The organism is Fructobacillus ficulneus (assembly GCF_001047075.2).
Classification (GTDB): Bacteria; Bacillota; Bacilli; order Lactobacillales; family Lactobacillaceae; genus Fructobacillus; species Fructobacillus ficulneus.
On sequence record NZ_DF968005.1, the window covers coordinates 366,184 to 377,780 of the forward strand.

An 11,597-nucleotide genomic window follows, 5' to 3' on the forward strand; every position below is an offset into this window, starting at 1 on the left:
CCTGATATAATATAAAGTCGAATGATTCCGATTATTGACAGACAAACAATCTAATTTTAATGTTTCAGCTTCGCTTGCTCTTTTTTTAAGTCTGCAATTTGGTTATTAATGGAAGCCATCATTTCCATTTGCATCTTTTGAATTTGCAAGTTGTTAGGCTGGTCTTGTTGGATCAAGTGGTCAATTTTCGAGTGGAGGAGACGAATTTCCTCTTCGGATTTCAAATTAACGTGGTAATCGTTCTTTGATTCCATTCTGTCATAATTTCCAGAACGATTTTGGCTCATCATGATAAGGGGCGCCTGGATAGCCGCAATAATACTCAAGAAGAGGTTAAGCAGAATGAAAGGAAATGGATCGAAATGCAGACCAAAAAGGTGGGTAGCGTTAATGAAAATCCAAATCACGATAATTGAGATAAAGGAAATTACGAATGTCCAACTTCCACCAAAACGGGCTACGCCATCGGCGACCTTTTGACCGAAAGTCAAAGTGGTTTCCAACTGCTTTTCAACATCGATGATTTTGTAGTCATCACTGGACATCAGTTTGGTCATCCGGTCGTTAATTTGCTTATTTTTTTGATGATCATCATTAATCATCCGGTTCATTTTATTCAAACGATAATGAACTAAATGTTCACTACAGATAAAGCTATTATCAGACGCCTTCGGAAAGTCCTTATGGATTGATTCTTTGATAAAGGGGTCTAATTCATGCAGAAAATTACCATCGATTAAATCGTATTCTCTTTGGTCAATTAAGCACCAAAGCGTGTCGTCTATGCGATCATTCTTTTTCATGAATAACTCCCTCACAATATGTATTTTCTGTCTCATCAATGTCATAATGATGACTAAATATTTCCCAATGTATACTATTATAGCTCTTTCGTTGGAATATTTGTTGATTTACGAAAATAAATTAGAATTACTAGGAAATATGCTATATTGGAATAGGTTAAATTGTTGGAATCTGAAAAATAGGGCTGACAGTTATAAGGATGGATACTCATTCATCAAATGGAAAATTAACGACTCTCAGCGCAAATATACAACGTCTAATATAATGAAAGTGTTTAAAAAGTAAAAAAAATGCAAAAAGTTATCTTAATTACCGGGGCAACCAGTGGAATTGGCTACCAAACGGCCGAGTTACTGGCCAAAAGTGGTCAAATCGTCTATGGTGCTGGTCGCCGACTCAACAAGCTAAATGACTTAAAAGCAATTGGTGTTCGCCCAATCGAATTAGATATTACAAATGAAGAATCGATTCAACGGGCGGTTGAGGCAATCTTGATTGCTGAAAACCGGATTGATATTTTGATTAATAATGCGGGATACGGGTCTTATGGCGCGGTCGAAGATGTTAATTTGTCAGAAGCGAAACGTCAATTCGAGGTGAATTTGTTTGGTGCGGCTCGATTAATTCAGCTAGTCTTACCAACCATGCGTAACCAAGGCAGTGGAAAAATTATCAATGTTTCCTCTGTTGCCGGTCGAATGGCTAGTTACTTTGGGGCATGGTACCACGCTACTAAGTTTGCCTTGGAAGGATTTAGCGATTCCCTGCGAATGGAGGTTAAACCCTTTGGGATTGATGTTGTTTTAGTTGAGCCAGGTTTGATTAAAACAGCTTGGGGTGAAATTGCTGCCGATCATTTAATCGAATCGGCGCAAGATGGCCCATACCAGGATGCTGCCTCACGAACTGCTGCTGGTTTGAAGCGTCAGTACAGCGGTAAATGGTTGTCATCTCCTAATTTGATTGCGAAGACAATTGCCAAAGCCTCTCAAAAAAAGCACCCGAGAGCCCGGTACCTAGTAGGTTTCGGAGCTAAACCACTTGTTTTGTTACGGACAATTTTACCTAGTAAATTATTCGATTGGTTTATGCGCCACGTGCTGGGCTAATAGTACTGGTAGCACGAACAATAAGAAACAGTGGTACCAATTCCAAAAATTAGTCCAAAAAAATAAACCACCCATTTGCTAGAGCAATTAGGGTGGTTTACTGTTTGAACTATCCTGACTTAAGAAGGTGTTGTGTACGAACGCAAAACTCTTGAGGAAAGGAGAACCTTGATGTCCAATTCGTATGTCGTCATGGTTAATGAGATTGACGTTTGAAATGTGTCACCTTACACTTAGTTAGTATTGCGATTGAACTAATCGATAAGTTTCGATAAATTTGTCCAAAAAAGTAAACCATATCTAATGCTTTAGCGAGCTTGCTGGTTCATTTTTGAACTATTCAGGATAGCTATCGCTTACACGGGATGCAAGAAGAAACCGTTCAATTGAAAAGTGATTTACTTTTTGCAACAACATTATAACATCAAAAAATTTAATTGGCAAAATCCAAAGACCATGTTATATTTTTAGGCATAGCAAACAAGTAAAGATGGTGGCTGTCCTGACTGAAGGAGGTGATGCATATGAATGCAAAACTCTGGATGAAAGGAGTGCCTTGATGTCCAATACGGATATCATTATGGACCTGTTAGCGTTTGGGATGTTTATCCTGGCGCTGATTCGTCTAGTGATTGTACTAATAGAAAAAATTAGTCCAAAAAAGTAAACCATCTTTCGCTTTGATCGGCTTGATGGTTTACTTTTGAACTATTCAGGACAGTCACCGTTTACACGGGTTTGCTAGGAGAAACCGCTAGTAGCATAGCGGTTTCTTTTTACAAATTCATTATAGCACCAAAGATTCAAAAAGTGAAACACTACAAACCGAAGACCCGTTGGTAAAGGAGAGACCAGTGAGCCAAAATGAAATTAGTGATGCTAACCAAACAGTAGCACTTGTCCTATCTTATGTACTTTTTGCCTGTTTCCTGATCAGTCGAAATCTTGTTGTTTTTATGGGTGTCTTGCTAATCAGTGCCTGTATTAAATGGCGGGCGATTATCCTATTTTGTAAGAATATCTATTTTAGCTTTCGGTATGAAGCACTTAATAAGCCTCATGATCCCGACTGGGAAGAAAAATTAACGGTTAATTTTTCCTGGTTTTGCTACTATGCCGTGGTTGTTGTCATTGGCATCAGCGTCATCAGTCATTTGTATTGGGTTCTGATAAGCTTACTTATACCAGTATTCATGCAAATTAAGTATTTTAAATCAAAAACAAACAAGTTACCGAATAGGTAATTCAAAAGAAAATGAGCACGAGCCTTGGAATTTAGGAATAAATTCTAAGGCTCTTTCTATTTTTTAAGAGTTCTGCTCGACCATCATAGCGATTCCTGGTTCTACTAATGTCCAAACGTCTTCAAATCGTTGTTGAAAATCTGGTAAAAACCAAGTCTCCTTAAAGTTCGGCAAAGTGAAGAGACTAAAGGTCGATAAGATGGCTTCGGCCTCTGCAGTTTGCTCGTCTTTCAACTGCAAGATTTGGTTGATTTTAATGTACAAACCCTTTAAGACTTGGCGTAAGGCAATCGGGTTGTTTTCAATATATTGCGTATTTAAAATAAACATTTGTTCATTTTCACGGTAGGCATTTCGCTTAACGTCGATGAAAGACCAGATTAATTGGTGCAGTGCCTCGACTGGATTAGCTGAATCGTTCGTTTTATTTAGTTCCGATAAAATATTGGTATTAAACCATTCAATAGCAACGCTTTCCCAAAGGTCTTGCTTATTGGAAAAATGTTTATAAATGGCCGCGTGACTGACGCCTAATTCCTTCGCAATTTGTGGAATTGAAATGTCGGCTTTACCTAATTTAAGGATTAAGTCACCAGCAGTCGCGATAATTGATTCTCGAGTATTTTTTTCTTTAATCATGATGGCAGGCTTTCTAATAAGTTAATACCTATTATTTTACCATAAAAGTTACATTATTTGACAAATGTAACTCAACGAGTTATGATTCATTCAGTTACAAAATCAATAAACTGTTACCAAGGAGCTAAAAATGAAAGCAGCCCAACTAGATCGATACAGCAAAGACTTCACTTTAAATGTCCGAGAAGTCCCAGTACCAGCTATTAATGACGATGAGGTCTTAGTTAAAGTCAAAGAGGCGGCTGTGAATCCATTAGAAAAACTAATCGGAACCGGTAGCGTCAAACTAATCCAAGACTACGACTTGCCAGCAACAATGGGGAATGAATTTTCCGGTGTGGTAGACCAAGTTGGGTCTAACGTTTATGATTTCCAAGTCGGTGATTCGATTTACGCCCGGATGCCGCTGAATAAAATTGGGGCCTTTGCCGAATATGTGGCGATTAAGGCAGATGAAATTAGTCTTTTGCCGACTAACCTTGATTTTAAAACAGGGGCCGCAACGGCGTTGACTGCCTTAACTGCCTATCAAGGATTATTGGAAGACCTCCAGGTTGAAGCAGGTAAGACTCTCTTCATTGCTGGTGGGTCAGGGTCATTTGGCCAACTAGCCATTCCATTAGCAAAATCGATGGGGCTGAAAGTGATTGTTAGTGGTAGTTCACAGTTTGCAGATCAAGCACAAGCAATGGGTGTTGACCAATACTTACCTTATCAAACAGAAAATTATTGGGAAAAGTTGCAAAACATTGACTACGTCATTGACACCTTAGGACCAGCAGAATTCGACCACGAATTAGCCGTCCTTAAACCCGGTGGTCGGTTACTTTCATTAAAGACGGGACCAAATAAAAAATTTGCGGTTGACCATAATTTTTCATTTGCCAAGCGGATGCTCTTTACTTTAGCTGGGGCTAAGTACGATAAAAAGGCGCAGAAGAAGGGCGTTAGTTATCACTTCATCTTTGTCCGCAGTAGTGGCGACCAGTTACGACAAATTTCTCGAATCATTGAAGAAAAGAACATCGTTCCCAGTGTTGACCCGAACACTTTCACCATTGAAGAGGTCAACCAAGCACTAGATTTGGTTTTCAATGGTCATCCAAACGGAAAAGTGCTGATTAGTTTTTAAATCAGTTTTAAAATTATAACTACACTTACAAAATAAATAAAGGATTTACAAAAATGAAGAGATTAGACGGAAAAGTAGCAATCATTACAGGTGGGATTTCAGGTATCGGTAAGGCCGTTGCCCAGGACTTTTTGAATGAAGGGGCCAAGGTTGTCATTACTGGTCGCCGTGAAAAATTGGGTCAAGAAGTTGCTCAAGAATTGGGTACCGAAGACCAAATTATCTATTTGCCGCAAGACGTCAGCAACGAAGAAGATTGGAACCGAGTTGTTCAAGAAACAAAAGCTCGGTTTGGCCAGTGGAATATTTTGGTAAACAATGCCGGCGTTGGTGGGCCAGGAAAGTTAATCACGGAAACGACCAAAGAAGAATGGCAGAATGTGATGGATATTAATTTGACTGGTAATTTCTTGGGGGTCAAAAAGGCCTTGATCGAAATGGATCAGGGTAGTATCGTCAATATTTCCTCTGTTCTTGGCATCACTGTTCCGATGCCAGGCGTCGGAGCATACGCTGCATCAAAGGGTGGCACTCGAACTTTGACGAAAGCCGGCGCCAGTGAAGCGATTAAACTCGATAAAAATATCCGAGTTAATTCTGTCCACCCAGGTTTGGTGGCAACAGACATCTTACCAGAAGCGTATCGAACAGCCGCAACTAATACCGGAGATGTCATTCCAACAATTGGGCAACCGGTTGATGTCGCTAAGGCAGTGACCTACTTAGCATCGGACGAAGCACAGTACACGACTGGTTCAGAACTACTATTGGATGGTGGCGTTGTCGCCGGCGGAAGATAATCGTAGCAAAATAAAGAGACATCCATTCGGATGTCTCTTTTATTAGTAAGAATTTGTTGAAGGGGTTCTGTTTGATAAAATGAAATCATTCGGCCTGATTTGCCAACCAAGCCGGAAAGACAATATGATCAATCAAAGACTCTGGGCTTGGTTTATGTTCGGGACTAAGAAAGGCGTAGTACCGACTGATATTACCTAATAACATCAGAACTTCAGGGGTGGGAACTTGCTTTAGTTCGCCACGGTCGATAGCCCGCTCAGCGACAAGAGTACTTAACCGTAGAATTCCTGTTTCGGCTTCTGCTAACATATCATGCTCAACGGTTTCATTGTTAAACATCTGGTACATCGAAAGCTTAACAAAGTATTGGTTCATTTTATCGTGTAATTTGGTAATTAGTTTAGCGTGAGTTAATAGGTCATCATGCAAAGAACCAGTGTCAGGGAATGTACTTTCATCAAAGTGTTCTGGTAGGCCTGAATTTTCGTGGGCCCAATTATGGACGGCATCAACGAGGAGACTGTGAGGTGAATCCCACCGTCGGTAGAGAACACTCCGTGATGTTTCTGCTTTTTGAGCGACATTGTTAAAGGTCACAGCTTCAATTCCCTGGTCATCAAAAAGCTGGAGAGTTACCTTAAAAATTGTGTTTTTTAATACTGATCCGCATTTTCTTGTTTTAACGTTTTTTTCCATACGACTATTTTAGCACAAAATATAAGATACAAATTGTACCTTATTGACTTAATGGCCAATAGGGAGTACTCTTGTTTAGTTACGAAAATTAAAAAAATAGAAACTAGGAATAGGAAATGGATTTCAAACAAACACGAAATGTGGCCTTGATTTTGGCCTTCGGGTTATTGGCACCAATGCTGGACACGACGATGACCAACATTGCCATCAATGATATTGGCCGTGATTTGAATACGACTTTGAGCAGTGTGCAATGGATTATCACTGCCTATGTGTTGGCTACCAGTATTGCCGTGCCATTATCAGGCTGGCTGATTCAGCACTTTAACGGTAAGTATGTCTTTTTGACCGCCGAACTTTTCTTTGGCTTGTCATCAATTGGAGCAGCATTAAGCCATGATATCAACACCCTGATTATCTTCCGAGTTATTCAGGGCTTTGCTTCTGGGTTACTTTTACCCTTGGTCACAACAATGATGGCTATGATTTCACCACGGGAATATTTACAAAAATTAATGATGGTCGTGATGCTGCCAATTCTGGCTGGTCCAATCTTTGGCCCGGTGATTGGAGCAGTTGTTGTTCAATACAGTAACTGGCAATGGGTTTTTTGGATCAACGTGCCAATCATGATCATTGCGGCTGCTTTGAACTACTGGAAAATTCCGGATATTCCAGCATCCAATCGGGAAGCTAAAATCGATGCCATTGGAATTGCTTTGCTCGGTTTTGCCTCTGCAACTATCATTTATGGGTTCTCTCAAGCTGGTGAAAAAGCCACTTTCAATAATTCTGATACGTGGACTTATGTTACGATTGGCTTGATTGCGGCTGTTGTTTATTTACTTTGGGGCCGTTATAAAAAAGGCAACGCCGTCTTACCATTGGCATTGTTCAAGTCTCCAGTCTACGCAGCCACCACGGTTAACTTAGTCTTAGCTGGAATGGTGACGAACGGGCCGATGTTGATTTTGCCTTTATATTTCCAACAAGGACGTGGCATGAGTGTTCTAGCCACTGGACTTTGGCTCCTGCCACAAGGGCTGGGTATGTTAATGATGCGCCCGGTATTGTTACGGTTGCTCGAACGAATTGGTGTCCGCTACGTAGTTTGGTTAGCCTTGACACTATCCTTGGTCGGAACATTACCATTTGTTTGGATTGATGCTCATACCAATATTGTCTTAGTCGGTGCCATTCTCTTTGTTCGTGGACTCGGCGTCGGTGGGGTCGTCATGCCTCTGATGACAAACATCCTATTGGGCATGGAAAAGGACTTGATTCCGCATGCCAATACCGGTGCTCGAATCTTCCAGAACATTGGTGGAGCCTTTGGGTCAGCAGTTATCGCAACAATCGTTGCCACCTACTTATCAACTCACCGAGTTTTGGGTGCTAACATCGTCGCTTACCAACACGCATTTTGGTTGGCAATCGTCATGACTCTGGTTATGTTTATCCCAGCCATCTTCTTGCCAAAAGAAGTTCAAAAGTAACTATTAGCTTAATCAAATAAACAGCCACCTAGATGTCACTGAGACACTCGGTGGCTGTTTTTGGTATGTGAATGATGCTTGCAATTTGTGGAAATTGTATGCTATATAGTAAATGAGAAAAGGCGGATATAATTTTACACCGTAAGGCTGAATGGTATTGAATAGTTTTGCTCCTAACCACAAAGTAGCTGAGTGTACTGGTATTCAGGATCAACGATTTATCGATTGAAGAATTAGTAACTTTCGCCGACAAACTTTTAGCTCAAGAAAAAAATTGGAAAGGAGTGACAATATGCTTGATAACAAGTTAGGGTTAAAAAGTAATGTTGCTTTGGCTGAAGCCGAAGAACGGTTGACTAAGCAACGAGCCAAAGAACTTTATGACTCTGGTCTTATTGAACAAATCGAGGTCGGTACTTATCGCGGTTTAGCTCAAATTCATCATTTTCTGTTTCAAGATATTTATGATTTTGCTGGACAACAGAGAAAAGTTAATTTAGCAAAAGGAAACTTTCGTTTCGTACCGGTCATGTACTTACATAATGCCCTTGCTTCGATTGATAATTTACCACAGGCATCGTTCGATGACATTATTGCCAAATATGTGGAAATGAATGTTGCTCATCCGTTTCGAGAAGGGAATGGTCGAGCTACAAGAATTTGGTTAGATTTGTTATTGAAAGAATCTTTAGGCCAAGTGATTCATTGGCCCGGGGTGAATCCTGAGGACTATTTGTTAGCGATGGAAAGAAGTCCTGTCCGCAGTACGGAAATCAAAACGATTATTTTCCAAGTACTCACAAATGATATTAATAACCGAGATATTTATATGAAGGGTATTGATCAATCATATGCTTATGAAGGTTATCAGTTGTATCAAACAGCTGACCTAGGCGGGCGTGAAAAAGAGAGTAGACCATGACGAACATTAAAAGCCATTACAACATACTTAGTTTCGGGCCAAAATATTTAACTTTTTTAGTCGAATATATTCAAATAATTCAGTTCTAATGTTCCAAAATCAAATACCTCTTGTATTTCATTTTCACTTAAAAATTTCAACAAATACTTTTTTTCGTTCACTAGAAATTGAGGATTATCTTCTAAAAGAAAGGCGATTTGATTGGACCTTTGCAGAGTTGAAAATTTATCAGATCGATTTTGCCAAAGTCGGAGATGATCTTTTAAGGAATTAATATCCGATGATTGATATGCTCGCTGTAGCGTGGGAAGTAGGTCGTTCGTATAATTATTTGATTTTTGATATAAAAATTCAAATTCAGATAGTTGAACATTAATTCGATCAAGCAGTTCTAGTAAATGCATAAAAGAGATATCAGTTAATCCTCTTTCAAATTTTGATAAAAATGTATACGAAACAATTCCTCTGCTTGCTTCTTGCAGAGTAACGTTTTTGCCTTTACGAAAAAGTCTAAATACTTCACCAATTTCAGTCATTAATTTTACCTATATGCACATTATCTTTCTTTGTAATATGGGTATTCTATCATGAATATATTCAACAAAGTTTATTTCTGGTGAAAGTAAATTTTATCTAAAAACTATTCTCCTATAAATATTTATGACGTTGTCAATAAACAGCAGTAATATGAAGGGGGATAAAATCAAAATGTCCAATTCAATATTCAGACAAAACAAGAACAAGAACTTTCATTTTTTGTGGGGGAGCTTTTTAATATCCACTCTCGGAGATTGGATGTATCGTTTGGCACTGCCAATTATTATTTTGAGGAAAACTGGTTCAGCCTATCATGCTGCTACTGCCTTTGGAGTTTCATTTGTTCCTTGGATTTTCTTTTCATTGATTGGAGGAGTCATAGCTGATAATTGTTCGAAGAGAAAGACATTAATCATTGGTAACATGTTAGCTGCAGTATTCAGTTGCTTTGTATTACTGAGTTTAAGCACTGAACATATTGATTTCTCGCTTATGTATTTGGCAATTTTTTTGTTAGCTTCAATTGATCCATTAATTCATCCAAGTTTTCAGAGTATCATTCCAGAAATTATTAGTCGAGATGACTATGCTAAATCTAATGCACTAATTCAAACAATCGATAACATGCTAACAATTTTAGGACCTTTACTAGGTGGAAGTATTGTTGCACTGGTTAACGGCCTAAATGCGCTGTGGTTTGACGTTATTTCATTTATCATTTCTGCCAGTATTTTATATTGTTTACCAAGCGATAGACGAGTCAATAAAAATAAAATCTCTCTGACTATTTTTAAAAAAGATATTTTAGACGGATTAGTATACAGTATTCATCAGAAAGTGATTTTAAGCGGTTCACTAATGTTCTTTGTCACAAATTTTGCACTTAATATGTTTGAAGCGAATTATATTTTCTATATGACAAAGGAATTAGGGTATCCATTGATTGATGCCACCGTTTCTTTGTCATTGGGTGGTATCGGTGCATTAGCAGCTGGTCCAATAAGTACACATATTATTAAGCGATTTCCTGCAGGATTCATTCTTTCGCTTAGTACATTTTCTGCCGGAATTAGTACGTTGCTATTATTAATTAATACTAGTTATCTATATATCGGCATTGTTTTAGGCTTAGTCAGTTTTTTTGGAACCATAAATGTCATTACTTATTTCACTCTGCGACAGCGCACAGTTCCTTATGAAAAGTTAGGTCGAGTAGTTGCTATTACGAGAATGCTTTCTTATGCTTCAATTCCGATAGGATCGTGGTTTGGCGGTGTATTATTGAATAATGGTATTTCAATGTTTTGGGTTATTTTAATAGCGGGACTACTAAGAGCAGCAGCAGGTGTTTGCGCTGGTGTTTCACCATTAGGACGTGAAAAATAAGTTTTAATTTACTTCAAGTTTAATCAATGATTGATTTTATCATGAGATAGAGTAGTGAAATAAAATCCATTGATACCTATATTTTGTTTGACTACCAAAAACAGCCATCCAGATGTCGTTGAGACACTCGGTGGCTGTTTTGATATATAAATTTGAAAATGAAAGTACAACTAGGACTCTAAATCGAGAGACTGCTTAACTTCAGCCATCGTATACCGAGTACCATCGTCCTTAGCTAGCGTTTTTTCTAAATCAGACAAGTCTCGTTCATCTTCGATTTTTTCTAGCATAGCATCTCTAGCGAATTCGGACAGGGTTAAATGATGACCTTTGGCAAATTTCTCGAATTGAATAAAATCTTCTTCGGTAAAATGCAGAGTAAGAGTTGTCATTTGGTTTAGTCAACCTGGCTACATTTTACTAAACGATTCAACTAGGCATACCGGTTAAACCATTCCACAATATCCTCGAATCTTTGAACCCGCAGGGAAGGGATACCGTTTCTTGAAAATCCATGATATGATTCGGGATAACGGATGTAGTCACAATCGGTTCCAGTACCTTTGACAACACGGAAGAGGGATTCACTCTGGCTGACTGGGCACCGACAATCCAAGTCACCGTGCTGGATGCGGACTGGGGTTTTAATTTTATCAGCGTAGGCCATTGGAGACTTTTCCCAGTAAAGCTGGTGGGCATTTGTATCCTGGTACAAGTCGGCACCGAGTTCTGCTCGCACAAAACGGACACCAATATCACTGGTTAGGTAGAGATTAACCCAATCAGTCACGGGGCGTTGCACGATGGCAGCGGTGAACCGGTCGGTATGGC

The 11,597-nt window shown here is 39.1% G+C and carries 14 protein-coding genes; 8 read left to right on the forward strand and 6 right to left on the reverse strand.

The window, feature by feature from the left end:
* Positions 1-56 precede the first annotated feature (56 nt).
* The gene (locus AOQ29_RS06320) at positions 57-803 is read right to left on the reverse strand and encodes a DUF1003 domain-containing protein (protein ID WP_061993638.1); all 747 of its coding nucleotides are present in this window, start codon (positions 801-803) and stop codon (positions 57-59) included.
* A 291-nt stretch (positions 804-1,094) separates the two neighbouring features.
* On the opposite strand from AOQ29_RS06320, the gene AOQ29_RS06330 reads away from it, so the two are divergent.
* The 3 genes from AOQ29_RS06330 to AOQ29_RS06340 all read left to right on the forward strand — a co-directional run bounded on the left by AOQ29_RS06330 (position 1,095) and on the right by AOQ29_RS06340 (position 3,157).
* Positions 1,095-1,913 (forward strand): oxidoreductase, encoded by an 819-nt coding sequence (locus AOQ29_RS06330; RefSeq protein ID WP_061993640.1) that lies wholly within the window; start codon positions 1,095-1,097, stop codon positions 1,911-1,913.
* A 580-nt stretch (positions 1,914-2,493) separates the two neighbouring features.
* Positions 2,494-2,580, forward strand: coding sequence for a putative holin-like toxin (locus tag AOQ29_RS08210; protein WP_275936591.1), 87 nt, complete (start codon positions 2,494-2,496; stop codon positions 2,578-2,580).
* Between the two features lie 187 nt (positions 2,581-2,767).
* Positions 2,768-3,157 (forward strand): hypothetical protein, encoded by a 390-nt coding sequence (locus AOQ29_RS06340; RefSeq protein ID WP_061993641.1) that lies wholly within the window; start codon positions 2,768-2,770, stop codon positions 3,155-3,157.
* Between the two features lie 63 nt (positions 3,158-3,220).
* Here the strand turns inward: AOQ29_RS06340 and AOQ29_RS06345 are convergent, their stop codons facing one another.
* A complete protein-coding gene (locus tag AOQ29_RS06345; RefSeq protein ID WP_061993642.1) occupies positions 3,221-3,796 on the reverse strand; it encodes a TetR/AcrR family transcriptional regulator in 576 nt (191 codons plus the stop codon).
* Positions 3,797-3,926: 130 nt separating this feature from the next.
* On the opposite strand from AOQ29_RS06345, the gene AOQ29_RS06350 reads away from it, so the two are divergent.
* Entirely contained in the window at positions 3,927-4,928 is a 1,002-nt protein-coding gene (locus AOQ29_RS06350) for an NADP-dependent oxidoreductase (RefSeq protein ID WP_061993643.1), read from the forward strand.
* 53 nt (positions 4,929-4,981) lie between these two features.
* Positions 4,982-5,728: a glucose 1-dehydrogenase gene (locus AOQ29_RS06355; RefSeq protein WP_061993644.1), complete on the forward strand. Its 747-nt coding sequence runs from the start codon at positions 4,982-4,984 to the stop codon at positions 5,726-5,728.
* A gap of 85 nt (positions 5,729-5,813) precedes the next feature.
* Here AOQ29_RS06355 and AOQ29_RS06360 read toward each other — a convergent pair whose 3' ends face one another.
* Positions 5,814-6,425 (reverse strand): TetR/AcrR family transcriptional regulator, encoded by a 612-nt coding sequence (locus AOQ29_RS06360; RefSeq protein WP_061993645.1) that lies wholly within the window; start codon positions 6,423-6,425, stop codon positions 5,814-5,816.
* Between the two features lie 116 nt (positions 6,426-6,541).
* On the opposite strand from AOQ29_RS06360, the gene AOQ29_RS06365 reads away from it, so the two are divergent.
* Positions 6,542-7,921 (forward strand): DHA2 family efflux MFS transporter permease subunit, encoded by a 1,380-nt coding sequence (locus AOQ29_RS06365; protein WP_061993646.1) that lies wholly within the window; start codon positions 6,542-6,544, stop codon positions 7,919-7,921.
* A 292-nt stretch (positions 7,922-8,213) separates the two neighbouring features.
* The gene (gene fic, locus AOQ29_RS06370) at positions 8,214-8,843 is read left to right on the forward strand and encodes a protein adenylyltransferase Fic (protein WP_061993647.1); all 630 of its coding nucleotides are present in this window, start codon (positions 8,214-8,216) and stop codon (positions 8,841-8,843) included.
* Between the two features lie 56 nt (positions 8,844-8,899).
* On the opposite strand, the gene AOQ29_RS06375 is transcribed toward fic, so the two are convergent.
* Positions 8,900-9,379: a helix-turn-helix domain-containing protein gene (locus tag AOQ29_RS06375; RefSeq protein WP_114675009.1), complete on the reverse strand. Its 480-nt coding sequence runs from the start codon at positions 9,377-9,379 to the stop codon at positions 8,900-8,902.
* 172 nt (positions 9,380-9,551) lie between these two features.
* On the opposite strand from AOQ29_RS06375, the gene AOQ29_RS06380 reads away from it, so the two are divergent.
* The gene (locus tag AOQ29_RS06380) at positions 9,552-10,766 is read left to right on the forward strand and encodes an MFS transporter (protein ID WP_061993648.1); all 1,215 of its coding nucleotides are present in this window, start codon (positions 9,552-9,554) and stop codon (positions 10,764-10,766) included.
* Between the two features lie 170 nt (positions 10,767-10,936).
* Here AOQ29_RS06380 and relB read toward each other — a convergent pair whose 3' ends face one another.
* Positions 10,937-11,158, reverse strand: a complete 222-nt coding sequence (gene relB, locus AOQ29_RS06385) for a type II toxin-antitoxin system RelB family antitoxin (RefSeq protein ID WP_061993649.1) — start codon at positions 11,156-11,158, stop codon at positions 10,937-10,939.
* Between the two features lie 41 nt (positions 11,159-11,199).
* Positions 11,200-11,597 (reverse strand): alpha/beta hydrolase family protein (locus AOQ29_RS07765; RefSeq protein ID WP_158530768.1); only part of this gene is annotated, 398 nt, incomplete at its 5' end.